The sequence below is a fragment of the Helicobacter cynogastricus genome, assembly GCF_900197855.1.
In the GTDB taxonomy this organism is placed as follows: domain Bacteria; phylum Campylobacterota; class Campylobacteria; order Campylobacterales; family Helicobacteraceae; genus Helicobacter; species Helicobacter cynogastricus.
The window spans coordinates 98,661-124,552 of record NZ_FZMQ01000015.1; the positions used below are offsets into that span (position 1 = coordinate 98,661).

Consider the following 25,892-nt stretch of genomic DNA (forward strand, 5'->3'; position numbering starts at 1 on the left):
GTTAATCCTTTGTGATGAGATGTGCCTTAGCCAAATCTTGGAAGCTTTGGATTTCTTGAGCGATTTTTGTTTGATCCCAGCCAAAATACTCCCCTACGAATTGCGCTACGCTGGGCGCGCTCTCATAAGCGGCTTTAGCATCCAAGAATAAAAGGCGTATGCGCCTAGAGAGCACATCTTCTATGCTCTGTGCCATTTCATGTTGGAGGGCATGCAACACTTGGGCAAAAGTGTAGGGGTACTTGTGGTGGATTTGCTGGGCTAGAGTGGGGTTTTTGGATTGAGAGTCTAGAATTTTGCGCGCTTCTGTGCCATAGACTTTTAGGTGTGCAGGTAAAGAATCTTTGCAGTAACCATGAAGTTTAAGAACTTTAGTCATACAGGGCTTGTAAGGGAGAAGTTGTTTTTGAATACAGATATCTAAAGTTTCTTGGGCCATGTGGCGGTAAGTGGTCCATTTTCCCCCATTAATATGAACTAGGTGATTAGCAGAGACATAGATTTTATGGTTACGAGGGGCTTTTTTTGTCTCTGTATTGCCCGTAGCAATCAAGGGTCTAAGCCCTGCAAAACAAGAGAGAATGTCTGATCGTTGCGGGGGATTTTTCAAATAATCTTTCAGAGTGTCGAGCAAAAATTTTATCTCTTCTTCTAAAGGGAGGGGGTTGTCTTGGACCTCTTGAATGGGGGTGTCTGTAGTGCCCACTACAAGCTTGTCATGCCAGGGAATCGCAAAAAGCACCCTTCCATCAGAGGTTTTAGGAATGATTAAAGCGTTGTCTGTGGGCAAGAATTTACGATCAAAGACCAAATGCACGCCCTGACTAGGGGTAATGTGATTTTCCTGCGTGCTAGGATCCATTTTGTTAATGGGGTTAGTAAAAACGCCCGTAGCATTGATCACCACCTTGGCGCGCAGGGTGTAAGTTTTGGCATGGATGTTATCGCATGCCACCACCCCGCAGATTTTTTGGCGATCGTCTTGAAGAAGTTTTAGCACTTCCATGTAATTAATGAGAGTAGCTCCATGAGCATGCGCGCTTAAAGCTAGGGTGATTCCTAGTCGTGCGTCATCAAATTGCCCATCATAGTAGCGCACTCCACTAGTAAGCTTATTTTCTAGGATAGCTGGCAGAGCCAAGCGGGCTTTTTCTTGGGTGAGGATACTACTAGGTTTGGGGTTTAACTTACCTGCCATTAGAGCATAAATTTTAAGGCCAAAACCATAGAAGAGGGTTTGTAAAAAATTTGCACAAGGGATAATAAACGCCTGAGAGCGGCACAGATGAGGGGCATTTTGAATTAAATAGTCGCGCTCATGCAGAGCTTCATAGACTAAAGAAAAATTTCCCTGAGCCAAATAGCGCACCCCTCCGTGCAATAATTTAGTTGAGCGGCTAGAAGTTCCATGCGTAAAATCTTTACGCTCTAAAAGCAAAGTTTTATAACCCCTAGTGGTGCTGTCTAGGGCGATTCCTAGTCCAGTCGCCCCGCCCCCAATAATGATCACATCCCATAAATCTTTATTAAGATGATTTAGCTGATCAGTGCGTTGCATGCTATTCCTTTTAAGGTTTTAGGGTGCGTCTACCCTGTGTGTTGATGGTTTTGCCTAAGCTATCAAAATATTCTAGATAGGCGATAAGAAATTTACGCGAGAGGGGAAGATGCGTTTTTAATAAGGCGATGTCTAAGTAGCCATGATTTTTTAGAAGTTGCTTCATCAATGCTAAAACATCTTGTAAAACCCCGTAAGCCACAAACACATTATGACACAAGCGCACAACTTTACAGGCATGGCAGAGAGATTTGAGCGCATTATCCCCAACCACGCGATCGATGTTTAATAAGTCGTAGAGGTTGTAGGGAGCTTGGGGGGCGTATTTGGCTTGCTCAATGTGTTTATAAAGCGTGTCTTGCACTTTTGTTTGCGCCTGCTTGAGCGGCACGCCCTTACGCACCCAAAGCCCCCCGGATTTCTCTAAAAAATGGGCTCTCTGCAGGGCTTCAAAGGCTAAAGTTGCTAAGTGTGTGCTGATATGACTATGCATGGCACATAAGCCCTTGACACTCAAAAGAGCATAAGGGTTATGGCTATAAATCTCATGAATTTTATGCTTGAGATTTTCTAAGGCAGTGTTAGGATAGAGCACCATCGCCTGAGAATCCAAAATTGTATGGGGAATTTCTTTGGCAATTTCTAGGGCTTGGGCGTGGTTGCGCCCAAAGCGTTGCAAGCAAGAGAGAAGCCCAAAACCTTTTTTGTGCGCTTGGCTTAACAGATTAAAAGCCTCAGTCCAATTTTGCACCGCCAACGCCTGAAGCAGAGCGATTTTAAGGGGTTTTTTGAGCGGATCGATAATGGGGTTTAACACCAACGCGCCCCCCCACACCCGCCCAGAGCAACTTAAGATCAAACGATCGTAAAAACAGGCAAAAACTTTTAAATTAAAAATAAGAGTAGCAAAAGGGGGGCTTAAAAGTAAAACCTTAGCGTTGCATTTGAGCGTGCCTAATTGCACCTGCACCTTTTGATTATGTTTGAGCGCGGGGGCGTTTTTGGGCGATAAGAGTTGCACATCTATAGCATTAAAAGCGCGCAAGACTCCCTTTTGACTTAAGAGCATGCCTACTTGTATTTCTGTAATTTTCACATCGCCTAGCAACAGGGCGGCGCGTTGGTGGGCATGCGCTTGGGCTACCTCAACGCCGTGTTGGTGTAGGGCTTTGATACGAATTGCTTTTTCTAAAGCGGGGATATAGACTACCTGCCCGGTTTTAATCTCTCCACCTAGCAAAGTCCCACTCACAGCTACACCCCGCCCTGCCACCACAAACACACGATCGACATAGAGTCTAAAGAGGTCTTTGAGTGCGTTATCTTGGGTTTGTTTAGAGAATGGATGAGTTAGCAAAAAGTTTTTGAGCACTTCAAGACTGCTAGGATCATAGATACTGCATTTAAAAAGTCCTAGAGTGTTTAGCTGGTATTCTTCAAGCACGCTAGAGATGGCTTTTTCTAATTCTTGGGTCTTGGGACATCGATCTATTTTGCTGATCACCACAAGCACAGGGATACGCAAAAGAGACAACACTAATAAATGCTCCAAAGTCTGTGCCTTAATACCCTCTAGGGCATCGATCACCAATAGAGCTAAATCTAGGGCAAAACTCCCAGAAATCATGGTCGCCACCAAGCTTTGATGACCCGGGACATCTACAAATCCTAAGGTGCGCTGCGCACCCTTAAGATGGCTAAAGCTTAGATCAATGGTCATTCCCCTCTCTTGCTCTTGGGCACTCGTGTCCCCCTCAAATCCGCTTAAGGCCTTGATGAGCGCGCTTTTGCCATGATCAACATGCCCACACACCCCTAATAAAAAATACGTCTCCCCTATAGCCACACTACTCTACTTGCGCAGGTTCGCCATCATTAGGGGCGACTTTGGGAGGTTTTTTATGTTGCTTGTGTTTTTTTGTAGGGGCTGCTGAATTAGAAGGACACTGGCAACAACCGCCCAATAATAACAACGCTAGACCTATAGAAAGTAGTTTGTCCATGTTCTCTCCTTAATGTGGTTAATTTTAGCGTTTTTGACGCAATTCTGATCAAATCTTGGCACTCACTTTTTTTAACACCCACCAAAGACCTATCAACAAGATACCAGCACCTACAGGCACAAGATAGGCATACCCACTTAAAGTATCGGCCAAATGACGCACCCACGCACTAGCATAAAAAGCCACCAAACCTACAAGACAAGCCCAAAGTGCACAAGCCCCGGCATTTAAAAGTGCAAATTTTTTCAGATTATACTTACTAAAACCAATGGCTAGAGGCAAAGCACTCTTGACTCCATAAATATACTTATTGCCCAAAATCAACCACACGCCATATTTTTGTAGCCATACATGTACGAGGGCAAATTTACGCCGGTGTTTAGAAAAATAGACATAGAGGTCTTTTTTTTGTGTGCGCACCAATAAAGCTAGCCCCATGCTCCCTACAAAATTGCCCGCACCTGCTACAACAATACTCATGAAGATATCCATCGCTCCCATAGAGCTTAAAATAGCAGCGGCCACAATCCCTACATAGCCACTTCCTAAAGAATAGACAAAGAGCAAGAGATACCCCCAAGTGGCAAATAGTTGTTGGAAATGCATAATAGTCTCTTGCATGTGTTCCCTTATGTTTTTGGCTATAATAGCACATTACAAGGAGTTCACATGACAAATGGATATTATGACGCAACAGGGGGCATGGTTACAGAATTTAACCGCCTCGATCAGATTTCTAACAACCTAGCTAACCTCAATACCAATGGTTTTAAGCGTGATGATGTGGTGGTGGGAGACTTTTTGCGTCTTTATCAAAATTACCGCGATCAACTGCCCCTACAGGATCAAACAAAGCAGGCGGCAAAATACTTAAACAGGAATCTTAATCGTGTACCTATCATCAGCGAACGCTATACAGATTATAGCCTAGGGGCCGTGCAAAAAACAGATAACGATTTGGATTTTGCTCTAAGCGATCCCAATGCTTATTTTGCAGTGCAAACCCCTCAGGGCATTGCCTTTACAAGGGATGGAAGCTTTACCATCGATTCGCAGGGGTTTTTAAGCACTAAAGATGGCTACCATGTATTGAGTCGGGAAGGACTTGAGAGTGGAGGGGGGATTCAAATGTTGCCCGGGGCGCGCGTGAGTGTGGGAAATACTGGAGCGGTCTTTTTTCACGATGGAAATGAAGAGGTGCCCGGGGGAAATATCGCCGTGGTAGGGTTTCAGAGCCAAAAACTGCTAAAGAAAATTGGGAATAATTTATACACCTACCCTCAAAATAGGATGGCTGAAAGGGTGGAACTGAACGCGCCCATCGTGCGGCAAGGTTTCTTAGAAAAAAGCAATGTCAACGCCGTGCGCGAAATGACTCGCTTAATTGAAGCCAATCGTTTGGTGGACATGTATTCTAAAGTCTTGCGTACGCATATGGACGATATGCATGCTGAGGCAATCAGCAAGTTGGCAGCGCGGGCTTAAAATAAATGCGTTTTTGCCCGATCTTTGCCTCTATGTTGACAAAAAGGAGTTTCTTATGCGCACCTTAAAAACCTTAAGTCTCTTGGGGGTTTTAGTGGGGGGGTTATCTGCTGAAAAGAGTGCGTTCTTTGTAGGGGCTATGTATGAAATGGGGGGAACTTCGTTCAAGGCGAAGGTGCTAGGACAAGGTACTAAAAATGCCATTTTCCCCAAAAATGCAATCACACAGGGAGTTGGAGCGCGCATTGGTTATAACCAGCTCTTTGGCCAAAAGGGTTGGATCGGCCTGCGCTACTATGGCTTTTATAACTGGGGTCTTACAGATTTTGGCAAGGTGATCTCTAATAGTAATGTAGCATTCACCAATAACAGCTTTAACCTCTCAGGTTATGGGGTGGGCTTGGACTTACTAATCAACCTAATTAACACGACTGGTTTTAGCTTTGGGGTCTTTGGAGGTATAGCCATAGGGGGTAACACTTGGTCGTTAGTGAAAGGCAATAACCCCCAAACCAAATTCCAATGGCTTTTTAATGGTGGGGTGCGCGCTGTCTTGGCTAGACATAGTGGGATTGAATTAGGTTTTAAAGTTCCCATGATGAATGCTAACTACACAGAATATTTTAATGGTACAGAGGTTAATGAGAGTGTGATTCGCCTCAAGAGAGATTGGGCGTTCACGGCGGCTTACTATTTCTTGTTCTAATGTTTTTGAGATTTTGGTATGTACTAATCCTCTTGGGATTGGGGATGGGCGTTGGAATAGTGTTCTTTGCAGGAGCTGGGGTTGCTCCCATTATTTTTAAATCCGGTTTGCTCTCACAAGGCGATGCGGGGGTGCTCATGGGGCGTATCTTTGTGCAGGCCAATGCGTTTTTGAATGCCTTAGGCGTGTTGCTCGGGTTGGATAGCTTATATCTTTTGCTCAAGCGATCTAGGCGGGCTTTGCTAGCACTTTTAGGTTTGCTTAGCGTGGTTTTAATCGCTCTTTTTAGTTTCTACTACACGCCTCATATTTTGCACGCTCAAGCTATAGGCGAAACAGCGACACAGGCTTTTGCTCAAATGCACACACAAAGTGAAATTCTCTTTAAGATTCTGCTTGTTTTGCTCTGTGCTGGCTTTGTGGGTCGTGTGTGGCGGCGTTAGCTAATATGTTTGAAGCTGGCCACCAAATTTTCTACCAAAAGATTAAAGCCATCTACCAAGACAAAAACTAAAATTTTGAAAGGGAGAGAAATCATCACAGGGGGGAGCATCATCATCCCCATTGCCATCAAAATAGAGCTGACCACCATATCAATTACCAAAAAGGGCAGATAGAGCAAAAACCCGATCTGAAAAGCAGTTTTAAGCTCACTGATCATAAAGGCGGGCACAAGCACGCTCAAGGGCACGCTATTGACATCTTTAGGATTTTCTAAATGGCGGATTCGAAAAAAGAGAGCTAAATCTTTTTCACGCGTGTTTTTGAGCATAAATTCCTTGAAAGGCACAACCCCCCTTTCAAAGGCTTGCGTGTAAGAAATTTTTTCAGCTAGATAGGGTTTGATAGCAATCTCGTAACTCTTTTTGACACTAGGTTCCATGATAAAAAAAGTCAAAATTAGAGCTAAGGACACCAAAATTTGCGTGGGGGGAGTTTGTTGCGTGCCTAGGGCAGTGCGTAAAAAGGAAAACACCACGATTAGACGGATAAAACTTGTCATGACCAAAATCAAAGAAGGGGCTAAGACTAAGAGCGTGAGCACCAAGACGACATTTAAAGTCGTAACTAATTGTGTAGGCGTGTGTGGTGCGCTTAAGGATAAATCAATCGTAGGAATCACTGGATCTTTAGGGAATTCCACCCCCCCAAGTCCTAGAGCTAAAATTAAAAGCCCTAACACCAATCTTAATAACAATACGCACCTCGTTTTTATGAATCCCAAAGTATAGTGCATTTGTGTTAAAATCGCTTAAAAGGATGTCCATGGCTCTCTCTATTGTGATCTTGGCTGCAGGCAAGGGCACGCGCATGCGCTCTAGTGTGCCTAAAGTCCTGCATAAAATTTGTGGGCGTGAAATGCTTTTTTGGGTGCTGGATGTCGCCTTAGATTTGAGCGATGATGTGCATGTGATTTTGCAACACCAACATGCTCTTATCACGGAAAAAATCAAACACACCTTTAGCAACGCAAGTATTGCTTTGCATTTGCAAGACTTGCGTTTTCCAGGCACGGGGGGGGCACTCATGGATACACACAAACAGCCCATTTTAACCAAGCATAAACAAGTGCTTGTATTGAACGCAGATATGCCCTTGATCACCCAAGAATCCCTAAAACCCTTTTTAGAGATTAAAAACACCAACGCATTGGGGGTTTTTCATTTAGACCAGCCAACAGGCTATGGGCGCGTGGTGCTAGAAGATGGGCGCGTGGTAGCCATTGTAGAAGAAAAGGACGCGGATACGCAAACCTTGAGTATCCCTAATTTAAACGCTGGCGTTTATTTATTCAATCAAGAGTTTTTACACGCGTTTTTGCCTCAACTAGATAACCACAATGCACAGCAAGAATATTATTTGACGCAATTAGTAGGTTTAGGTGGGGGGGACTTTACCCCCATTTTTGTAAATCCTGCGTATTTTATGGGAGTAAACTCTCAAAACCAGCGCGCACAGGCTGAAGAGGCGATGCTTCATCGTCTAAGAGAGAGCGCGATGGAGGCGGGGGTGTGCATGCAACTCCCCCACACCATTTACCTAGAAAAGGGGATTAGTTTTGAGGGGGCTTGTGTGTTAGAACAAGGGGTGCGGCTTGTGGGCGAGTGCCATCTGAAAAATGCCCATATCAAGGCGCATAGCGTGATTGAAAATAGCGTGATTGAAAATAGTACTATAGGACCTCTAGCTCACGCACGACCTGGCTCTGAAATAATCAATAGCCATGTAGGTAATTTTGTAGAGACCAAACAAGCCAAATTGAGCGGTGTCAAAGCTGGACACTTGAGCTATTTGGGAGATTGTAGTATTGATCGGGGGAGCAATGTAGGCGCGGGCGTGATCACTTGCAACTATGATGGCAAGGCCAAACACAAAACCATTATTGGGCAGAATGTTTTTATTGGAAGCGATACCCAGCTCATCGCTCCCTTAAACATTCCTTCCAATGTTCTTATAGGCGCAGGAAGCACTATCACAACTAATATGCAAGAGGGCGATCTAGCTTTAAGCCGCACACCCCAAGTTAATAAGGCGGGGGGGTATCAACGCTTCTTTGAGGAAAAAAAGGATTAGCTTAATCTGACCTTTATATTGAATGCGCTAAAATCGCGCGTCTTTTAGACAAATCCACACACACCCATACTTAAGGTCTTCGGTCGGGTGTGGCGGCAAACTTTAAGGAGTAACTATGATCACAATGAAAGACTTGTTGGAATGTGGGGTGCATTTTGGGCATCAGACAAGGCGTTGGAATCCTAAAACTGCGCGTTTTATCTTTGGAGTGCGCAAGAATATTCACATCATCGACTTGCAAAAAACTTTGCGTTATTTCCGCTATACCTACAATATAGTGCGGGACGCAAGTTCTGAGGGCAAAACTATCATGTTTGTGGGCACTAAAAAACAAGCCAGCGATGCGCTCAAAGAATATGCGATGCAGGTCAATGTCCCCTATGTCAACTACCGCTGGCTAGGCGGAATGCTCACCAACTTTAGCACTATCCGTAAATCCGTACGCAAGCTAGAAATCATGGAAGACATGGAAACTAGCGGACAGATCGACCTGCTCACCAAAAAAGAGAAGCTCATGATCTTGCGCAAAAAAGAGAAACTTGAAAAGTATCTAGGTGGAGTGCGCCACATGAAACAAATGCCTGACATGATGTTTGTGGTCGATGTGGTGAAAGAAAAAATCGCGGTGGCTGAGGCGCGCCGTTTGGGTATTCCCATCATCGCTCCCCTAGATACCAATTGCGATCCTGATTTGGTAGATTACCCCATCCCCGGTAATGATGATGCGATTCGCTCTATCCGCCTCTTTTGTAAAGAAATGGCTGAAGCGATTACAGAGGGTCGGGAACTTGTAGGCCGTTCTGAGGAATCTCAAGAGATGATACCAGTGAGTGATGAGGAACGCATCGAGGTCTTAGAAGAATTACATCAAGAAGAGCAGGGAGAAGTCCATGAGTCAAATTAGTGCTGCACAAGTTAAACAGCTTCGCGAGATCACCGATGCGCCCATGATGGATTGCAAAAAAGCTTTAGTAGAGTGCGGAGGGGATTTAGAAAAAGCTATTGAACATCTACGCCAAAAAGGTTTGAGTAAAGCGGTTAAAAAGGCCGATCGCGTGGCTTCTGAGGGGGTGATCGCCCTAGAGGTAGATGCCAAACAAGCTATTATGTTAGAAATCAATAGCGAAACAGATTTCGTAGCTAAGAACGACCACTTCAAAGCATTGGTGCACAAAACCCTAGAAGTGGCAAAACAACACCACTCTAAAACCCCTGAGGAACTTTATAAAGCTCCCTTAGAGGGAGGCAGTTATGAGTCTTACCTGCATGCTGCGGTGGCTAAAATTGGGGAAAATATCGTAGTGCGTCGTTTAGCCCATGAAAGTGCCAAAGAAAACGAAGCCTTAAATGGTTATTTGCATGCTAATCACCGGGTTGGAACCCTCATTAAAATCACCCACACTAACCCGGCTAACACCGACAAACTGCGCGAACTAGCCCGCCAAATCGCCATGCATGCTGCTGCGATGAAACCAGTTGTTTTAGATCACCACGCCTTCACTCCAGAGTTTATCGCTCAGGAAAAATTAGCCCTAGTGGCTGAATTGGAAAAAGAAAATGAGGAAGCTAAACGCTTGGGCAAACCTCTTAAACATATCCCAACCTTTGTGAGCCACGCTGAGTTAACCCAAGAGGTGCTAAACCAACAAGAGGAAGCCTATAAAAAAGAGCTTAAAGAGCAGGGTAAGCCAGAAAAAATCTTTGATAAGATCATTCCGGGCAAGATGGAGCGCTTTATTGCTGATAACACTCTTTTAGATCAACGCCTCACCCTGCTAGGGCAGTTTTTTGTGATGGATGATAAAAAAACCATCGCGCAAGTTTTAAAAGACAAGGGAGCAGAGTTACAGGACACTTTGAGCATTAGTGCGTATGTGCGTTTTGAAGTGGGCGAGGGGATTGAGAAAAAAAGCGAAGATTTTGCAGCCGAAGTGGCTGCGCAAATAAGCCATGACTAATTATCTTTTTTCCTCAGAATCAGTTACTGAGGGACATCCAGATAAAATGGCCGATCAGATTAGCGATGCCATTTTAGATTACATTATCGAGCGCGACCCGCATGCGCGCGTGGCGTGTGAAACCTTGCTATCCAATGGCTTTTGCGTGATTGCAGGTGAACTTAAAACTAAAATTTATGCCCCCATGCAAGAGATCGCGCGCGCAGTAGTGCGCGACATTGGCTACACAGATGCGCTTTATGGTTTTGATTACCGCAGTGCGGCTGTGCTCAATGGGATTGGCGAGCAAAGCCCAGATATTAATCAGGGTGTAGATCGCGCCGATGGGGAAGTGGGAGCAGGCGATCAGGGCTTAATGTTTGGCTACGCCTGCAATGAAACCCCCTCTTATATGCCTTTGCCCATTCACTTGGCCCACTCCATCACTTCTAGTTTAGCCCAAGCGCGTAAAAGCGCGACCTTGCCTTTTTTGCGCCCCGATGGCAAGGCACAGGTTACAATCCGCTATGAAGATGGAAAACCTGTGGGGGTACATACTATTGTCGTCTCTACTCAACATTCTCCTGAAGTGGATCAAAAGCACCTCAGAGAAGCCGTGATCGAGGAAATTGTCTATAAAGTGCTCCCTAAAGAGTTCCTTAATGATAATATCATTTATCATATCAACCCCACAGGTAAATTTGTGATTGGTGGACCACAGGGAGATGCGGGTTTAACGGGGCGTAAAATCATTGTAGACACTTATGGGGGAAGTTGTCCACATGGGGGCGGGGCTTTTAGTGGTAAAGACCCCTCTAAGGTGGATCGTAGCGCGGCCTACATGGCGCGCTATATTGCCAAAAATTTAGTAGCTAGCGGGATTTGTGCTAAAGCCACGATCCAGCTTGCTTACGCCATTGGGGTTATTGAGCCAGTTTCTGTCTATGTGAACACGCATGGCACAAGTAAGCATAGTCCTCAAGAATTAGAGGCTTGTGTGCGCGCCCTTTTTAAGCTCACTCCCAAGGGAATTATCCAAAGCCTCGATCTCTTGCGCCCTATTTATCGTCAAACGGCCACTTATGGGCATTTTGGACGCGGGAGCTTTAGTTGGGAACAATTAGACAAGGTAAAAGCTATTCAAGAGTATTTTAAACACTAAGGAGATCCCATGTTGTCTTTAGAAGCCTTTCACTCTCTCTTACAACGTCGTTTTGCATGCAAAAAATTTGACCCTAGTCGCCCAGTGGCTAAGGAAGTGCTTGAGGAAGTGCTCAAAGCTGCTTGGCTAGCTCCTAGCTCTTACAACACCCAGCCTTGGGAGTTTTTGGTCTTACAAGGTGCGCATAAAGATGCCCTCCTGCCCCATGTGAGTTATAACGCGCAGATGATTCAAGATGCAAGCGCGCTAGTGGTGGTGGGCTATATGCACTCTAGTATGCTCAAACACGATTATTTTGCCAGCTTTTGCCCCCCCTCTTATTTGGAGCGCATTGGCGATGGGGTGAATACTTTATTTAAAGAGAGATTGCAGGGGGATTCAACTCTCATTGATGGGTATTTAAAAGAACAATGCTATATCGCTGTGGGACAGATGTGTCTAGCAGCCACGCTTTTAGGGGTGGATTCGTGCATTATTGGCGGTTTTGATCCCCAGGGGGTTAAACAGGCATTGAGCACCTTTATTAACCCTCCCAAAATTGCCTGCTTAGTTGCGTTGGGCAAGGGAGCGATGCCTCCCACCCCTAAAGCACGCAAGTCTAAGGGGAGCGCGATTCGGTGGCTCTAAAATGCGCTCTTATTTTGCTTTTGCTAGGTCTGAGTGCTTGCTCCGATCAGCATAAGAAAAAAGAGAATACCCTTACAGAACCCGCAACCAAAACTAAGGAGCTTCCTACAACATGGGAGTTTCTCAACCAGCAAGGACAAATAAGTATCCTCAAACACACCCCAAAGGGACTAGAACTTCAAGGAGTGTCTGCTCAACCTATTTTCATGCTATTTTTGAGCTTAGAACCCAAATTTGCCCCCTATAGTGCTCTGTTAAAGCATTTGCAGAGTAATTTTAAAGAGGTGAGTTTTGTTGCCGTGTTGGATAAACCCTATAAACAAGAAACCATTGATGCCTACATCAAAGCCCACACACTTAAATTTACTTTACTCAACCCCAAAGACAATTTAGATTCGTTGCGCGTAAGTTTGGGTTGTACGCAGTGGCAACTCCCCTATTTTTTCCTCTATAAACCTGATGGTTCTTTATATCAAAGCTATCACGGCGCGGTGGTTGAAGAAATGTTGGCTAAAGACATTCAAGACTTGCTCAACACCCAAGCAATCAAGAAACAATGATGTTTAACTTTTTTAAAAAAACCATCCAAAATGTAGCATCTTTGCTCAAGAGCAAAGATGCGGTGTTCAGTAAGGACGAACTCGAGGAAATCTTAATCGGCTTTGATGTGCAATTTGACTTGGTCGAAAAACTCTTAGAGCACCTGCCCGAGCAAATCAAGCGCAACCATTTAGAAGTAGCCTTGATGCGCTTTTTACGCAAGGAAAGCTACTACGATCAAGTGTGCTTAAAGCCTATTGACACCAAGCCCTTAGTTTCGCTGATTTTAGGGGTGAATGGGGCGGGTAAAACCACCACCATCGCCAAACTGGCTAAAAAACACCTGCTAAACAAGCAAAAAGTCCTGCTAGGTGCAGGCGACACCTTTAGGGCCGCGGCGGTCAAACAACTCCAACTTTGGGGGGAGAAGTTGCAATTAGAGGTGATTAGTGCGGGGCAAAATAGCGATCCTAGCGCGCTAGCTTATAACACCATTGAGGCAGGGATCGCGCGGGGGGCAGATCAAATCATCATCGACACTGCCGGGCGTTTGCACAACCAAACCAACCTTAAAAACGAGCTCTTAAAAATCTCACGAGTGTGTAGCAAGGCGTTAAACAATGCCCCTTACTATAAAATCCTAATACTAGATGGCACGCAGGGCAGCTCCGCCCTCGAGCAGGCTAAGATTTTCCATGAGAGTTTGGAGCTAGACGGAGTGATTGTCACTAAGCTAGATGGCACGAGCAAGGGGGGATGTATTTTGAGCATTCTTTATGAATTGCAACTGCCTATTTTGTATCTGGGCGTGGGGGAGAAAGAAAACGATTTAATCCCTTTTGAGGAAGTGGAGTATGTCAAAAGCCTTTTAGATGCAATCTTTAAAGATGGGCAAGAAATCTAGGGTTTTTGAGTGCCAACATTGCGGGTTTATCAGTCCTAAGTGGTTAGGCAAGTGTAATAATTGCAACCAGTGGGAGAGCTTTGTTGAGATCAGCCCCAAAGAGCTAGAAAGCCTAAAGCCCCTTAAAAATTCCCCCAAACTTTCAGCCATTTCTATTACAAAAGTTGAGCAAGAGAGCATTAGCACCTTTAGCTCCACGCAAAAAGAATTAGACATCGTGCTAGGTGGGGGGATTGTGCCCGGGGGGTTGTATTTGATTGGGGGGGCTCCGGGGGTGGGCAAAAGCACGCTGTTATTAAAGGTGGCTGGGGGGCTAGCGGGCACGGGCTTAAGCGTGCTGTATGTGAGCGGGGAGGAGAGCGCAGGGCAGATTCGCCTAAGAGCGGACCGGCTTGCTTGCGTGCAAGAAAAGCTATATCTACTCAATGAAATCGATTTAGACACGATCAAGGCGCATTTACTCGGGGCTAATTACGCCGTCTGTGTGATCGACTCGATTCAAACCCTCTATTCAAGTGCGGTAAGCTCGGCTCCCGGATCGATTTCTCAGGTGCGCGAAATCACCTTTGATTTAATGCGCCTAGCCAAACAAGAGCAGATCGCCATTTTTATCATCGGGCACATCACCAAAGAGGGCTCGATTGCTGGACCCCGAGTGTTAGAGCACATGGTCGATGCCGTGCTTTACTTTGAGGGCGATCCCAGTAGAGAGCTTAGAATTTTACGCAGTTTTAAAAACCGCTTTGGAGCGACTAGTGAAGTGGGCATTTTTGAAATGCACACAGAGGGGCTAATGAGCGCTAAAGAAGCATCTAAGCTCTTTTTCTCCCAACAGCAAAGCCTAGCGGGCAGTGCTTTAAGTGTGGTGTTAGAGGGCTCGCGCGCGCTCATTTTAGAAATTCAAGCTTTAGTGTGTGAGAGCTCTTTAGCTAACCCTAAAAGATTAGCCACCAGCTTTGACACCAACCGCTTACACATGCTCTTAGCTTTGCTAGAGAAAAAGCTAGAGATTCCGCTCAATCGTTATGATGTCTTTATCAATGTGTCCGGGGGGATTAAAATCAGTGAAACCAGTGCGGATTTAGCCGTGATTGCTAGCATCCTCTCAAGTTTTAGAAACCGACCCATCAGCAATAAAACCGCCTTTATTGGGGAGGTGGGGCTGACGGGATCGGTGCAAGAAGTGCCTAATTTAAATATCCGCCTTAAAGAAATGGAGAATTACGGCTTTTTAAAGGCGATTGTGCCTAAAAGGCCCAATTTAAAAACCTCTATCGCCTGCTATGAAGCTAAGGATGTGTCCCAAATCATTGAGTGGATGTAAATAAGACTTTAAAGGGGCAATATGGGCAAGATTGTCTTAGATCGTCGTTTCTTTTTGATGTGGCTTGTGCCTGTGGTGGTAGCATTTTTTGCTACAGAGGCGCATGGTTTTCAAGAAACTCTATGGCATGTGTTAAAAGTCGCCTTTTATGGTTTTTTAGTCTTTTACATTTACTATCTTCTCTTAAGCTTGATCAAATCCCCCCGCTTGGTGAGAGTGGCCAAAAACGCCATGCTGTGCTTAGATTTGGGGCTAACCTTTGTAGATTTATACGCTTCTTATTATTTTCAAATGGCCTTCACACGCTCTTTAGTGGGCACAATCTTGGCTACAAACCTTAGAGAAAGTGGGGAGTTTTTTGAAAGCATGGTTTTGCCCCATTTGGGCTTTATAGGGTTTTATTGGATCGCTTGTTTGCTCTTTTTGTATATGGTGCGTGTGCAAATCCCTTTGCAACCCAAGCAAAATCTAAAAATCTTTACAGGAAGCTTTTGCATTTTTTGGGCGCATAATATCGGGGTGTTTTATCTGCAAGATCGCCACAGCTTTTTAATCAATCCTAATATCCCCACTCGCGTAATGCCCATTGTCAAAGAAATTTACGCTATGGTTAGCGTACTAGAGCAATACCAGCAAAGCAAGGCGATTTACACTAACCTCAAACAACCTTACCCTAAAGATTATTTGAGTGTAGAAAAAAACAGCGTGCCTAATGTGGTTTTGGTTATAGGCGAGAGCGCTTCACGCCATTTTATGGAAGTTTATGGCTACAGCGTGCCCAACACTCCCCATTTAAGCAAACTAAAGACGGAAAAAAACCTCTATCTTTTTAACAATGCTATCTCTCCCTTTGCTAACACCCTTCCAGTTTTTCAGGTTCTCTTAAATTATGGCAACATGGAGAGTCAAAATACCCCATGGTGGTCGCAAAGAAACTTAGGGCGTATCTTTGAGATGGCAGGTTATCAAACCTTTTGGATCGACTCTCAAGACGATCTAGGCAATCATCTAGGTTTTTCGCTTGTTTCGTACTCCTTTAATAAGCGTTATTGGAGCAATGGCCCTACAGATGTCCCTAACGCGACTTTAGATGAATGGGTGATTGGGGCGTTTGAGCAACGGGCCAAAAGCCAACTCACTTCTAAGAACTTTATGATTTTCCATCTCTTTGGTAGTCATTTCACCTATACCAAACGCTTCCCCAAAAGTTTTACCAAATTCACCCCAGCAGACATTCCTTATCAAAACCTGCATGTACAAAATGAAGCAGATAAGCAAATTGTCGCCGATTATGTTAACTCACTTTATTACAACGATCAAGTATTAAGCGACATCTTTAATCTGTTTAAAAACAAAGATGCCATTATTTTCTACCTCTCCGATCACGCCGAAGATGTCTATCAAAGCGCACATTACTCCGGGCATAAATGCTCAAATTATGGCGTAGAAATCCCCTTTATGATCTATGTAACCGACACCTTTAAACAAAAGCACCCAGATAAGCTCAAGCGTATCAGCGAGGCACTCAATAAGCCCTTTATGAGCGACGATCTCATCCATTCATTACTACCCCTTGTAGGAATCCACACTAAGGACAATTTAGAGAGTAAAAATCTCTTTAGCCCTCAGTTTGATACCCACAGAAAACGGGTATATTGTAACAGCAATGTCTATAAGTCCCATTAAAACATACGGAGTCCCCATGCCCTACATCCACAACACCCTTTTTACTCCCTACACTTTAGAGCAGGAATTGCCTAAACTCTATCATTTTGAGCAGACAAAAGAGCAAGCTAAAGCAGTCTTAGAAAAAATGACAGCCCTCAAGTTGCAAAACTTTAAAACCAGCAACGAACACCAGTTTGAAGATGGCTTCATTGCTAAGGTCTTAGAACTCTTGGGCTGGGAGTATCTACGCCAAGAAGAAAAGATCATCCAAGACAAACTAGAAAAGCCCGATTTTTTACTCTTTGCTAGCCCAGGGTTAAAACAAGAATACCAAGCCCTAGACAAAGCAGAAAGATACGCCAGTAACGCCTTTTTCAGTGTGATCTGTGAGAGCAAGGCTTACAGCGTCGCCATAGATAATAAGAAAATTACCCACAATCCCCATTACCAACTTTTAGGCTATCTCAATGCGTTACGGCACAATTACGGCTTTTTAACCAATGGGCGAGTGTGGCGTTTCTATGACGCGCGCAAGCCCACTTATAATAAAGTCTTTTTTGAGATCAATTTAGAACTCATCTTGCAGACCCAAAACCTCGATCACTTCCTCTACTTTTACCATCTTTTTAACGCCGCCAACTTTTTGCCCCAAGAAAATCAAGACCCCCAAATCAGTGCCACACTCCAAGCCAACGAGCAACACAAGAGCGCTGTTGAAAAAGATTTACAAAATCTCATCTATGGCACAGAGGGCTATGACTTCTCTTTATTTGAAGACATCGGCAAAGCCCTATACGCACGCAACCCTGATGCAAAACTAGACAAGATTTATCAAAACACCCTCTATTTTCTCTTTAGATTACTTTTTATTGCCTACTTTGAAGACAAGTTTGAGGACACGCTCAAAGAGCACATTTGTTTTAAAGACTATTTGAGTGTCCGCAAATTGCTAAAAATGTTAGGCGATAGAGATAATAGTTATGTGGGTATGGGGCAACTCGAACAACTCTTTGCCATCTACAATGAGGGCAATGAGAATTACGCCATGCCCTTGTTTGATGGCGGACTCTTTGAGCCTGAAAAAACCGCCCTTTTTAAAAAGGGCAAGATCATCAGCGACAAACTCTTAAAACAGATTTTAACCCATCTCCTCTACTATGGAGAATCCCAACGCGGTTACGCCACCCTAAGCGTGGTGCATTTGGGGAGCATTTACGAGGGGTTGATGTCCTACTTCTTTGCCCTAGCTGATGAAGAATTGCACTACTGCACCACACCCAAAGGGGAGGGCTATTATGACAATTACGACTACCAAAAAATCCAAAAGCAAGCCAAAAAAACCCAACACTACGCTAAGGGGCAAATTTATCTCAAAAACACCTCCAACTCTAGGAAGTCTAGCGGAAGTTTTTACACCCATGAGGACATCACCAAAAGCTTAGTAGAGCACGCCCTAGCAGGCTTGAATGATGACAATGTCCTAAATTTTAAGATTTTAGACAATGCCTGTGGGAGTGGCGCATTCTTAATAGAAGCCCTCAATCAGGCTAGTCAAAAGGCTTTAGGCTTTGAAGCCTTGCGCCCCCTCTTACAAGAGGAGATCAACACCCTAAGCGCGCAAGTGCAAGCCTATAACCCCGCTTATGAAGTCGATGAAGCGGCGATCTTAAAACGCCTGCTTTTAAAGAAAATGATCTATGGGGTAGATGTCAATCCCTTTAGCATCGAGTTAGCCAAACTCTCTTTATGGATTGATAGCTTTATCTTTGGCACGCCTTTAAGCTTTTTAGAGCACCATATCAAGTGCGGAAATGCGCTCATAGGTTGCTCTTTAAAAGAATTTGAAGCCTTTTTGGGTGAAAGCGGGAAACTCTTTAATGACAACTTCTTTAAGGAATTTGAAACCCTGAAAACCCTCTTTAGCGATTTGGCTAATATCCCCGATAGCACAAAAGAGGAGATTGGACGCTCTAAAAAACTCTATGGCGAGTTAAAGCCCCACCTAGACCAACTCAATCTCTATTTAAATTTTTACAACACCCATAGAATCATCACCCACAAAGCAGACCCCACCCTCAAAGAGTTTTGGAGAGAGAAAGCGCAGGGTTTAGAGAGTGTCGGGCTAGAGCAATTACACACCCCAGAGTATGCAGAGGTCAAAGAGTGCATACAAGCCCACGCCAAAGAGTTTAAATTTTTCAACTACGAAATAGAATTCCCTGAAATCGCACAAGGAGCAGGGGGGTTATTTGCTCTGCAACACAGCGGCTTTAATGCCATCATCACCAACCCCCCTTGGGAGAAAACAATCTTTGATGAAAGCGAGTTTTTTAGCTCTTTTAGGAGTAATTACCGCACCTTTAGCCTTGCTGAAAAAACCAAGTTTAAAGACGAAGCTCTAGACAAAGACTACATTAAAAAAGAGTTTGAAACCCAGCAAGCCCATATCCAAACCACCAACGCCTATTACAAAGCCGCTTACCCTCTATCCAGTGCAGGCATGCATGGCAATCTCTTTAGATTTTTTATTGAGCGCAATTTGAGCCTGTTAGCTCCTGAAGCCAAGCTAGCCTTAGTCATTCCAAGTGCCTTAATGCTAGAAGAGGGGAGTTTGCATTTAAGAGAACATATTTTAAAAGCACATGCCCTAGAGTTTTTCTACAGCTTTGAAAACCGCCAAGGCATTTTCCCCGATGTGGATAGCCGTTACAAATTCGCTTTGCTAGGCATTAGCGCACAAAAGCACACTAAGCCCATTAAAACACTCTTTTACTTAGAAAATCTCAGCGACATCACCAAGCAAAAACCCCTTTTGATCTCCCCGACAGCTCTACTAGAAACCCCCAAATGCGCGCTTAAGGAAGTGCGAAACGCCCTAGATTTAGAGATTTTAGATCATTGTGCCGCTCAGTTTTCTAGGCTAAGTGAGGGGTGGTTGGATTTTAGGCAAGAACTCAACATGACAACCGATAAAGACTTGTTTATCCCCCCTAACAAAGTGCAGGGCAAAACCATGCCCATGCTAGAGGGCAAACATATCCACCAATTTAACGCAGAATTTAGCCCACCCCGCTACAAGGTCAATCAAAGCAAACTAGAAGAAAAACTAAAAAGTAGAGAACAACACCGCGCCAAAAAAGGGGGATATAGCGGGGCGATTGCCTATGAGTATCAATATTTGAGGTTGGGGTATAGAGAGGTTGCATGCGATACGAATGAAAGAAGTTTTATTGCTAGCTTAATGCCTAAAAACCACGCCACGAGCAACACGACATGGGTTAGTGTGCCCTACATTTACACCCCAAAGGGCATACTAGAAACCCCGCCCTTGCAAACCCTCTTTGCTTTGGGTTTGTTTAATTCTTTGGTAGTAAATTATTACTTGCGTAGCGTAATACAAATTGACGCGCATAAAGTTTATGTCTATCAACTCCCCCTCCCCCAGCCTAGCCTTGAAGAGATCAAAGACAACCCCCTTTACTTTTCGCTCGCTAAGTCTGCCCTAGAATGCCAGCTTTATTACGATTCAGCTAACCACTTCAGTGAGCTAAAAACTCTCTTTACAACCCCTTTAGACATCCCCAAAACCCAAAAGCTTTTAAACACCAAACGCGCAGAGTTGGATATTCTCATCGCCCGTGATATTTACGCCCTAAGCCGCGAGCAATTCTTGCACCTACTAGATTCATTTAGAGTCTTGCAAAACAAACAACCGGGGTTTGTGGGGTTAGTGAAGAGTTTGTGGGAAGAATAAGGGGAAAATTAAAGAAGTTATGGCACAATAATCCTAGCGGTGCCTAGAGGGCATTGCCCCCCGGGCATTCACTGCTTAGTGAAGTGGTTGGGCTAGAACCACTAACACCGCTAAGATTACAAGCAATTTCATGGCGTGTCTCCTTTCCGGAGCGCCACCCTCTGCGACCCCCGACCCATAAGCCTAGAACACTAGACCATTACGCCAAATAGCCCAAAAGCAGACCACCATGTGCGCCATAAGAAAAAATTATAACAAAGATTTTGTTTGTATGCCTAACAAATACGGGGCAATAGCTCCCCCTCAGGGAGTTCTAAATAACGCCTAGAACCCCATGCGCTCAGTAGATGCACACAAGGATGACGTGTTTCTACCACGCGCCCAATGACAGACGGGTTTGCTCCGCCCTTTTTAAGGAGCGCGCACACTTCTAAAGCGTCTGTTTCTGCAACACTGAGCACACACACTCCCTCATTGGCTAAAGCGTAGGGCTCAAGCCCTAAAATCTCACACACCCCAGCTACTCCCTCCAAGATGGGGATTTTAGACTCCTCTAGCTCGATCCCCACACCAGAGGCTAGAGTCCATTCATTGAGCACAGCAGCTAGCCCCCCGCGTGTGGCATCTCTAATGGCATAAATTTTATAAGAGCTATTTAACACTCCTTCTAAAACACTAAAGAGCTGTTTGCAATCGCTTTGTAGCAAAGTATGTAATTGGATTTCATGACGCAAAGAAAAGAGTAGGGCCCCATGCGCGCCGATGCAATCGCTCACAACCACGCTTTGCCCCGCTCTGAGGTTGCGTGCGCTCAAATGCGGGTAGAGCACACGCCCTAGCGCGGTGGTGTTAATAAAGATTTTATCCACACAGCCCTTAGGCACGACCTTAGTATCTAGTGAGAGCAATTTAAGTCCACCTAGTTCTAACTGCGCACGCACGGAGGCTAAAATCTGCTTTAAAAGCGCGATCTCTAACCCCTCTTCTAAGATAAAACCCATGCTTAAAAACTCTGGGCGCGCCCCACGCACGCACACATCATTGGCACTTCCACACACGCTCAATTTACCAATATCCCCCCCGGGGAAGATGAGTGGATCGACCACAAAGCTATCTGTACTTAGCGCGCACAAACCTGCCTCAAACACCCCTGCGTCCTCACCATCTGCACTCAAAAACTCCTGTAAATAGGGCTTAAACACCTTTTCAATGAGCTCTAAACTCTCTTTACCTCCATTCCCACAACTCAAAGCGACATGTTGCATGCGCACCTCCTCTCTTGATTTTTTAGATATTCCACCTGCCCATAAGCGATCGCTCCATCTCCAAAGGGCAATTTTTTGGGGAAAAAGACCCCCTTCCCCAAAAGCCTATGAATTTCCTCACACAAAAGCGCGTTGGCAAACACCCCACCCCCCACAAGCAAGGGCGCGTGGTGGCGCGTGTGCAACTCTAAAGCCAAGTGGGCTAAGGCGTTATGGAATTTGCGCGCGCTTAGAGCTTCTTGTCCTTTTAAAATATCTGTTTGTAACTCTGTAAGCAGAGCGTGATAGCTGATATGATCGTGCTTTAATTCGAGTGGATAGCGCGCATTACTCTCTAGCGAGCGCGCCAAACTCTCTAATTGCACAGCACTTTGGGCTTCATAAGTGTTAAGCCCCCCCACTCCACAAAAACACGCCAACGCATCAAAAAGCCGTCCTAGCGAGGTGGTTAATCGGGTTTGTAGATGCGCATCTAACATTTGATTAATAATTTTTGGGTGTGGCATAGGGACACGCTCTAAAAGGGCTTGCAAATTGTGCGCACGCGCTAGGGCATAGGCGCAATAAGAACTATCCTTAAGGGCTTTGGGGGTGGCTAAAATCTCAAAGGGTTCTAAGCTATAGATTCTGCGCACATCCCAAAAACCCTTATAGCATGCCTCATAAACTTCACAGCCCCATAAGCACCCCTGCAAACCCAACCCAAAGCCATCAGCAATCCAGCTAATCACCCTCTGCCCTGCTTTAGGGGGGTGTGTGAGCGTGTATTCCCCTAAGAGAGCGTGAAAATGCGCCTCATGGTGTTGCACTTGGCTAAGTTGCACGCCCCACTCTAAGGCTTTTTCTTCTCCTAGTTGGCTAGAGATATAGCCTGGGTGCAGGTCAATAGCGCAGGCTTGGGGCGTACCTCTTAGATGGTGGTAGAAGTTTAGAGCGTGTTGGTAGTGCTCAATATGCTCCACACTCTCCAGAGCGCCCATTTCCGGGCTTATAAGACTAAAATCTTGGGCAAAACATACAGAAGCCTTGCTTTGTGCCCCAAAACCACAGAGTAAAGCCGTGTCTGCGTTAGGCAGACTCAAAGGGGCTAACCCCCGCCCCAAGCGCACCACCCCAACACGCCCCCCACTTACACGCACGACACTATCTTCTATAGGGTGGACAATCGCGCGGGCATGATCTAAAATGCCCTCTAGGGCGAGTGTGCGCACCTGCTCTAAAGTATGGAAAATGGGCGCGCCCTTATAGTTCGCACTGGTGAAAATGAGAGGGCGATCTAGGGCTTGCAAAAGCAAATGGTGTAAGGGTGTGTAGGGCAAACACAACCCCAAAGTGTCTAAGTTTGGGGCAATGAGGGGATTTAGGGGGGCTTTAGCGCGTGCAATTAAAATAGGCGCGCTGCTGGCTTGTAGGATTTGTTCCTCTAGGGGGTTGAGATAAACTAGATCGCGCGCCATGTCCAAATCGCGCGCCATCACACTTAAAGGCTTAAAGGGGCGTGTTTTGATCTCTCTTATGCGCTGTATGACTTTAGAATCGCACGCATCGCCTACCAGCGCAAACCCTCCGATTCCCTTGATCGCCACCACACCCCCTGCGCGCAAAACTTCTATGCAGGCTTGTAGGGGGGCGGTGGTGTTGATCCCTGTGGGGGTATGGAAACTTAGCTTAATAGCACACTTGGGGCAGGAGAGCCCTTGAGCAAAGAAACGCCGACTCTGTGGGTCGTGGTAATCGCGCACGCATTCTGGACACATCTCAAAGGCACGCATGGAAGTATGCGCGCGATCAAAGGGGAGATTTTCTAGCATGCTAAAGCGCGGGCCACAATGCGCGCAGGTGGTGAAGGCATAGCCATAAAAACGGCTAGTTGGATCATAAGTATCCTGCAAACACGGCACACAAGTGGCCTTGTCTAGGGGTAGGGGGTCTGTGCTGTGGGGTGCGCTTAGACTAGGTTGGATAGCAAAAGGGGGCGCGTTTATATCTATATCTTGGGTGGTGAGTTCTAAAATTTGGGCTTGTGGGGGGAGTTTGGCGTGCAGTTGGGCTAAAAAGGCGGATTCTAGGGATTTTTCTAGGACAATTTCCACCGCTCCGCCCACATTGCGCACAAACCCGCGCGCGCCCAGCTGCGTAGCGATTTGATACACAAGGGGTCTAAAACCCACCCCCTGCACCTGCCCACGCACCCAAATTTGGCGCATTAATAAAGTTGCATGGTCGCGCAGTGCAAACTTCCATGTTGGCGGATCAAAAAGGAACAATCCACACCCACGACCTCTATTTGGGTATGTTTTTCTAGAGTTTTTAAAATATGGGCATCTAGGGGATCGTCATAGGTTGGTACAAAGAGTACGCGTTGCCCCCCGCTATTGGCAAACAAAAAGTTGGCGTAAGTGGCGGGCAGGCGTTGGTTTTGGTAGTATTTGGGACTGGGCAGAGGTAAGGGGATGAGTTTATAGTTTTTGTTCTCCAGAGTTCTAAAACTCTGCAGAGTTTGCTCCATTTCTTTAAGAGGCTCATAGTGGGGATCGTAGGGGTCAGTGCAGGTTACATAGGCGATGCTCTCTTTGTCTAAAAAGCGTGCAAGAGTGTCAATATGCCCATCTGTGTCATCTCCAACTAAGGGCGGGGTGTCGATCCATAAAATGCGTGAAAGGCTGAGTTCTTGTTTGATCCTAGCGATGGATTTTTCTGGATCTGGGTTGCGATTAGAGTTGAGCAAGCTATAGCGGTTGGCTAAAAGTGTACCTGCACCATCTCCTTCTAAACTCCCCCCCTCTAAAACCACATCTACAAAGCGCAAGGGGTGGCGCAAAAGCCCCTTTTGGGCGAGTTTCATGCTAATGGCGTTGTCTAGCTTGCTTTGATATTTATTCCCCCATGCGTTAAAGACAAAGCTTAAGTAAAAATGCACCCCGGCAGTCTCCACGCATAAAGGTCCAAAATCGCGCGCCCAAGTGTCATTAGTGTCTAGTAGCACCACCTCAACATTATTGAGGCGAGTCAATTTGTCCAGTCCCCCGCTATCGCTGGTGTGCACACAGACTAAAACGCGCTGGTAGCCCGCTAAGGTGTTGATGATCTGTGTAAAACACTCTCGCGCCTCGTGCAAATACGCGCCCCAGTCGCTGGAGGCATGCGGAAATGCCATTAAAATCGCGCTCTGCTCTTCCCATTCTGCTTTAAATCGTGCCATTTTCACCCTTGTAGTATAATGGGGCGCATTATACACTAAAGATAAGAGATGCTTTTAAGTATTGAAAGTAGTTGTGATGATAGTTCGCTCGCTCTCACGCGCCTAGAGGACGCTAAGTTACTCTGGCATGCCAAGATTTCTCAAGAGATAGAGCATAGCGCGCATGGGGGTGTCGTGCCTGAGTTGGCCTCACGCTTGCACGCCCAAAACCTACCCCTCTTGCTCCAAAGAGCTAAAGAGTTTTTAGCCCAAGAGAATCCAAACCCCTTTGCTCGGCTTAAGGCTATCGCTCTTACCACGCGCCCGGGGCTGGCTATTACCCTTTTAGAGGGCTTGATGATGGGCAAGGCTCTAGCACTCAGTCTAAATCTGCCTCTTATTAGCATAGATCATCTCAAAGGGCATCTTTACTCTCTTTTTATCAATCAAGCTACCCCGCGCTTTCCTCTCAGTGTGTTGCTGGTTTCTGGGGGGCATACTCTTATCATAGAAGCGCGCGCGCCAACAGACATGCGCATTATTGCCCAAAGCTTGGACGATAGCTTAGGAGAGAGTTTTGATAAAGTGGCGCGCATGCTAGGCTTGGGCTATCCGGGCGGTCCTGTGGTAGAAAAGTTGGCGCGTTTATGCCCTGCAGGCGAAGAATATCCCTTCCCCCTACCTCTCAAGCAAAAAAGCGCGCTGGCTTTTAGTTTTTCAGGGCTAAAAAACGCCGTGCGTTTGGCCGTGTCCAAAGAACAGCCCTTGAGCCAAACAATGCAGGCGCGTATCTGTGCGGGATTTCAAAAGATCGCTTGCACGCATTTACTGCACAAACTGCGCGCCTATTTGCAAAATACCTCGATACGCCATTTAGGTTTGGTGGGGGGAGTGAGCGCGAATGTCTATATCCGCACACAATTGAAAAATTTATGCGCAGAATTTGGTATAGAACTGCTTTTAGCTCCCCTAGAGTTTTGCGCGGACAATGCAGCAATGATTGGGCGTGCTGGGGTTGTGAGTTACCATAATGCAGAGTTTAGTAATCTCCATACTTTGGATATTAACGCTCAAACTGAGATTATCCGTACTTAAAATTTTTTTCATTATACTTTCATAGCTGTAAAGGCTGTAAAGGCTGTAAAGGCTGTAAAGGCTGTAAAGGCTGTAAAGGCTGTAAAGGCTGTAAAGGCTGTAAAGGCTG

At 45.6% G+C, this 25,892-nt stretch carries 22 protein-coding genes; 14 read left to right on the plus strand and 8 right to left on the minus strand.

Going from position 1 to position 25,892, the window contains the following annotated elements; genetic code table 11:
- Nucleotide 1: 1 nt before the first annotated feature.
- Genes C6H00_RS07050 through C6H00_RS07060 form a run of 4 tightly spaced genes read right to left on the minus strand, consistent with a single transcriptional unit; the run spans nucleotide 2 to nucleotide 4,182 of the window.
- Nucleotides 2–1,558: a glycerol-3-phosphate dehydrogenase/oxidase gene (locus tag C6H00_RS07050; RefSeq protein ID WP_104750284.1), complete on the minus strand. Its 1,557-nt coding sequence runs from the start codon at nucleotides 1,556–1,558 to the stop codon at nucleotides 2–4.
- Nucleotides 1,559–1,568: 10 nt separating this feature from the next.
- The gene (selB, locus tag C6H00_RS07055) at nucleotides 1,569–3,404 is read right to left on the minus strand and encodes a selenocysteine-specific translation elongation factor (RefSeq protein ID WP_233704472.1); all 1,836 of its coding nucleotides are present in this window, start codon (nucleotides 3,402–3,404) and stop codon (nucleotides 1,569–1,571) included.
- Nucleotide 3,405: 1 nt separating this feature from the next.
- Nucleotides 3,406–3,561: a hypothetical protein gene (locus tag C6H00_RS08580; protein WP_158655756.1), complete on the minus strand. Its 156-nt coding sequence runs from the start codon at nucleotides 3,559–3,561 to the stop codon at nucleotides 3,406–3,408.
- 48 nt (nucleotides 3,562–3,609) lie between these two features.
- Nucleotides 3,610–4,182, minus strand: a complete 573-nt coding sequence (locus C6H00_RS07060; protein ID WP_104750285.1) for a DedA family protein — start codon at nucleotides 4,180–4,182, stop codon at nucleotides 3,610–3,612.
- 48 nt (nucleotides 4,183–4,230) lie between these two features.
- On the opposite strand from C6H00_RS07060, the gene C6H00_RS07065 reads away from it, so the two are divergent.
- Genes C6H00_RS07065 through C6H00_RS07075 form a run of 3 tightly spaced genes read left to right on the plus strand, consistent with a single transcriptional unit; the run spans nucleotide 4,231 to nucleotide 6,195 of the window.
- Nucleotides 4,231–5,046: a flagellar hook-basal body protein gene (locus tag C6H00_RS07065; RefSeq protein ID WP_199769212.1), complete on the plus strand. Its 816-nt coding sequence runs from the start codon at nucleotides 4,231–4,233 to the stop codon at nucleotides 5,044–5,046.
- Nucleotides 5,047–5,101: 55 nt separating this feature from the next.
- Nucleotides 5,102–5,752, plus strand: coding sequence for an outer membrane protein (locus tag C6H00_RS07070; RefSeq protein WP_104750287.1), 651 nt, complete (start codon nucleotides 5,102–5,104; stop codon nucleotides 5,750–5,752).
- Between the two features lie 44 nt (nucleotides 5,753–5,796).
- A complete protein-coding gene (locus C6H00_RS07075) occupies nucleotides 5,797–6,195 on the plus strand; it encodes a DUF4149 domain-containing protein (protein ID WP_233704473.1) in 399 nt (132 codons plus the stop codon).
- On the opposite strand, the gene fliP is transcribed toward C6H00_RS07075, so the two are convergent.
- Nucleotides 6,192–6,950, minus strand: a complete 759-nt coding sequence (gene fliP, locus C6H00_RS07080) for a flagellar type III secretion system pore protein FliP (RefSeq protein ID WP_407645541.1) — start codon at nucleotides 6,948–6,950, stop codon at nucleotides 6,192–6,194. The two genes, C6H00_RS07075 and fliP, sit on opposite strands and share 4 nt — an antisense overlap.
- Nucleotides 6,951–7,018: 68 nt before the next feature.
- Between fliP and glmU the strand changes: the two genes are divergently transcribed.
- From glmU to C6H00_RS07130, 10 genes are all read left to right on the plus strand, one after another.
- Nucleotides 7,019–8,326 carry a bifunctional UDP-N-acetylglucosamine diphosphorylase/glucosamine-1-phosphate N-acetyltransferase GlmU gene (glmU, locus tag C6H00_RS07085; protein ID WP_104750289.1) on the plus strand — a complete coding sequence of 436 codons (1,308 nt, stop codon included), beginning with the start codon at nucleotides 7,019–7,021 and terminating at the stop codon, nucleotides 8,324–8,326.
- Nucleotides 8,327–8,441: 115 nt separating this feature from the next.
- Nucleotides 8,442–9,230 carry a 30S ribosomal protein S2 gene (rpsB, locus tag C6H00_RS07090; RefSeq protein WP_199769213.1) on the plus strand — a complete coding sequence of 263 codons (789 nt, stop codon included), beginning with the start codon at nucleotides 8,442–8,444 and terminating at the stop codon, nucleotides 9,228–9,230.
- Entirely contained in the window at nucleotides 9,217–10,284 is a 1,068-nt protein-coding gene (tsf, locus tag C6H00_RS07095; RefSeq protein ID WP_104750290.1) for a translation elongation factor Ts, read from the plus strand. The genes rpsB and tsf overlap by 14 nt, the downstream gene beginning before the upstream one ends.
- Nucleotides 10,277–11,425 (plus strand): methionine adenosyltransferase, encoded by a 1,149-nt coding sequence (gene metK / locus C6H00_RS07100; RefSeq protein ID WP_104750291.1) that lies wholly within the window; start codon nucleotides 10,277–10,279, stop codon nucleotides 11,423–11,425. Before tsf ends, metK begins: the two co-directional genes overlap by 8 nt.
- A gap of 9 nt (nucleotides 11,426–11,434) precedes the next feature.
- Complete coding sequence (locus C6H00_RS07105; RefSeq protein WP_104750292.1) at nucleotides 11,435–12,052, plus strand: NAD(P)H-dependent oxidoreductase; 618 nt, start codon at nucleotides 11,435–11,437, stop codon at nucleotides 12,050–12,052.
- A complete protein-coding gene (locus C6H00_RS08865) occupies nucleotides 12,043–12,612 on the plus strand; it encodes a TlpA family protein disulfide reductase (RefSeq protein WP_233704474.1) in 570 nt (189 codons plus the stop codon). Before C6H00_RS07105 ends, C6H00_RS08865 begins: the two co-directional genes overlap by 10 nt.
- Nucleotides 12,612–13,496, plus strand: coding sequence for a signal recognition particle-docking protein FtsY (gene ftsY / locus C6H00_RS07115; protein ID WP_199769214.1), 885 nt, complete (start codon nucleotides 12,612–12,614; stop codon nucleotides 13,494–13,496). Before C6H00_RS08865 ends, ftsY begins: the two co-directional genes overlap by 1 nt.
- A complete protein-coding gene (gene radA, locus C6H00_RS07120; protein WP_104750396.1) occupies nucleotides 13,480–14,820 on the plus strand; it encodes a DNA repair protein RadA in 1,341 nt (446 codons plus the stop codon). The genes ftsY and radA overlap by 17 nt, the downstream gene beginning before the upstream one ends.
- Before the next feature lie 21 nt (nucleotides 14,821–14,841).
- Nucleotides 14,842–16,506, plus strand: a complete 1,665-nt coding sequence (locus C6H00_RS07125; RefSeq protein ID WP_233704475.1) for a phosphoethanolamine transferase — start codon at nucleotides 14,842–14,844, stop codon at nucleotides 16,504–16,506.
- A 16-nt stretch (nucleotides 16,507–16,522) separates the two neighbouring features.
- Complete coding sequence (locus C6H00_RS07130; protein WP_104750294.1) at nucleotides 16,523–20,242, plus strand: Eco57I restriction-modification methylase domain-containing protein; 3,720 nt, start codon at nucleotides 16,523–16,525, stop codon at nucleotides 20,240–20,242.
- Between the two features lie 275 nt (nucleotides 20,243–20,517).
- On the opposite strand, the gene hypE is transcribed toward C6H00_RS07130, so the two are convergent.
- Genes hypE through C6H00_RS07145 form a run of 3 tightly spaced genes read right to left on the minus strand, consistent with a single transcriptional unit; the run spans nucleotide 20,518 to nucleotide 24,709 of the window.
- Nucleotides 20,518–21,507: a hydrogenase expression/formation protein HypE gene (hypE, locus tag C6H00_RS07135; protein ID WP_104750295.1), complete on the minus strand. Its 990-nt coding sequence runs from the start codon at nucleotides 21,505–21,507 to the stop codon at nucleotides 20,518–20,520.
- Nucleotides 21,489–23,714 carry a carbamoyltransferase HypF gene (gene hypF, locus C6H00_RS07140; RefSeq protein WP_104750296.1) on the minus strand — a complete coding sequence of 742 codons (2,226 nt, stop codon included), beginning with the start codon at nucleotides 23,712–23,714 and terminating at the stop codon, nucleotides 21,489–21,491. Before hypF ends, hypE begins: the two co-directional genes overlap by 19 nt.
- Nucleotides 23,714–24,709 carry an agmatine deiminase family protein gene (locus C6H00_RS07145; protein ID WP_104750297.1) on the minus strand — a complete coding sequence of 332 codons (996 nt, stop codon included), beginning with the start codon at nucleotides 24,707–24,709 and terminating at the stop codon, nucleotides 23,714–23,716. Before C6H00_RS07145 ends, hypF begins: the two co-directional genes overlap by 1 nt.
- A gap of 48 nt (nucleotides 24,710–24,757) precedes the next feature.
- Between C6H00_RS07145 and tsaD the strand changes: the two genes are divergently transcribed.
- Nucleotides 24,758–25,783: a tRNA (adenosine(37)-N6)-threonylcarbamoyltransferase complex transferase subunit TsaD gene (tsaD, locus tag C6H00_RS07150; protein ID WP_104750298.1), complete on the plus strand. Its 1,026-nt coding sequence runs from the start codon at nucleotides 24,758–24,760 to the stop codon at nucleotides 25,781–25,783.
- Nucleotides 25,784–25,892 lie beyond the last annotated feature (109 nt).

Excerpts from the sequence above, each read along its gene's own strand:
- C6H00_RS07050 (WP_104750284.1), bottom strand. The coding sequence starts at position 1,558 with ATGCAACGCACTGATCAGCTAAATCATCTTAATAAAGATTTATGGGAT.
- C6H00_RS08580 (WP_158655756.1), bottom strand. The coding sequence starts at position 3,561 with ATGGACAAACTACTTTCTATAGGTCTAGCGTTGTTATTATTGGGCGGT.
- C6H00_RS07060 (WP_104750285.1), bottom strand. The coding sequence starts at position 4,182 with ATGCAAGAGACTATTATGCATTTCCAACAACTATTTGCCACTTGGGGG.
- C6H00_RS07065 (WP_199769212.1), top strand. The coding sequence starts at position 4,231 with ATGACAAATGGATATTATGACGCAACAGGGGGCATGGTTACAGAATTT.
- C6H00_RS07070 (WP_104750287.1), top strand. The coding sequence starts at position 5,102 with ATGCGCACCTTAAAAACCTTAAGTCTCTTGGGGGTTTTAGTGGGGGGG.
- C6H00_RS07075 (WP_233704473.1), top strand. The coding sequence starts at position 5,797 with ATGGGCGTTGGAATAGTGTTCTTTGCAGGAGCTGGGGTTGCTCCCATT.
- glmU (WP_104750289.1), top strand. The coding sequence starts at position 7,019 with ATGGCTCTCTCTATTGTGATCTTGGCTGCAGGCAAGGGCACGCGCATG.
- rpsB (WP_199769213.1), top strand. The coding sequence starts at position 8,442 with ATGATCACAATGAAAGACTTGTTGGAATGTGGGGTGCATTTTGGGCAT.
- tsf (WP_104750290.1), top strand. The coding sequence starts at position 9,217 with ATGAGTCAAATTAGTGCTGCACAAGTTAAACAGCTTCGCGAGATCACC.
- metK (WP_104750291.1), top strand. The coding sequence starts at position 10,277 with ATGACTAATTATCTTTTTTCCTCAGAATCAGTTACTGAGGGACATCCA.
- C6H00_RS07105 (WP_104750292.1), top strand. The coding sequence starts at position 11,435 with ATGTTGTCTTTAGAAGCCTTTCACTCTCTCTTACAACGTCGTTTTGCA.
- ftsY (WP_199769214.1), top strand. The coding sequence starts at position 12,612 with ATGTTTAACTTTTTTAAAAAAACCATCCAAAATGTAGCATCTTTGCTC.
- radA (WP_104750396.1), top strand. The coding sequence starts at position 13,480 with ATGGGCAAGAAATCTAGGGTTTTTGAGTGCCAACATTGCGGGTTTATC.
- C6H00_RS07125 (WP_233704475.1), top strand. The coding sequence starts at position 14,842 with ATGGGCAAGATTGTCTTAGATCGTCGTTTCTTTTTGATGTGGCTTGTG.
- C6H00_RS07130 (WP_104750294.1), top strand. The coding sequence starts at position 16,523 with ATGCCCTACATCCACAACACCCTTTTTACTCCCTACACTTTAGAGCAG.
- hypE (WP_104750295.1), bottom strand. The coding sequence starts at position 21,507 with ATGCAACATGTCGCTTTGAGTTGTGGGAATGGAGGTAAAGAGAGTTTA.
- hypF (WP_104750296.1), bottom strand. The coding sequence starts at position 23,714 with ATGCGCCAAATTTGGGTGCGTGGGCAGGTGCAGGGGGTGGGTTTTAGA.
- C6H00_RS07145 (WP_104750297.1), bottom strand. The coding sequence starts at position 24,709 with ATGGCACGATTTAAAGCAGAATGGGAAGAGCAGAGCGCGATTTTAATG.
- tsaD (WP_104750298.1), top strand. The coding sequence starts at position 24,758 with ATGCTTTTAAGTATTGAAAGTAGTTGTGATGATAGTTCGCTCGCTCTC.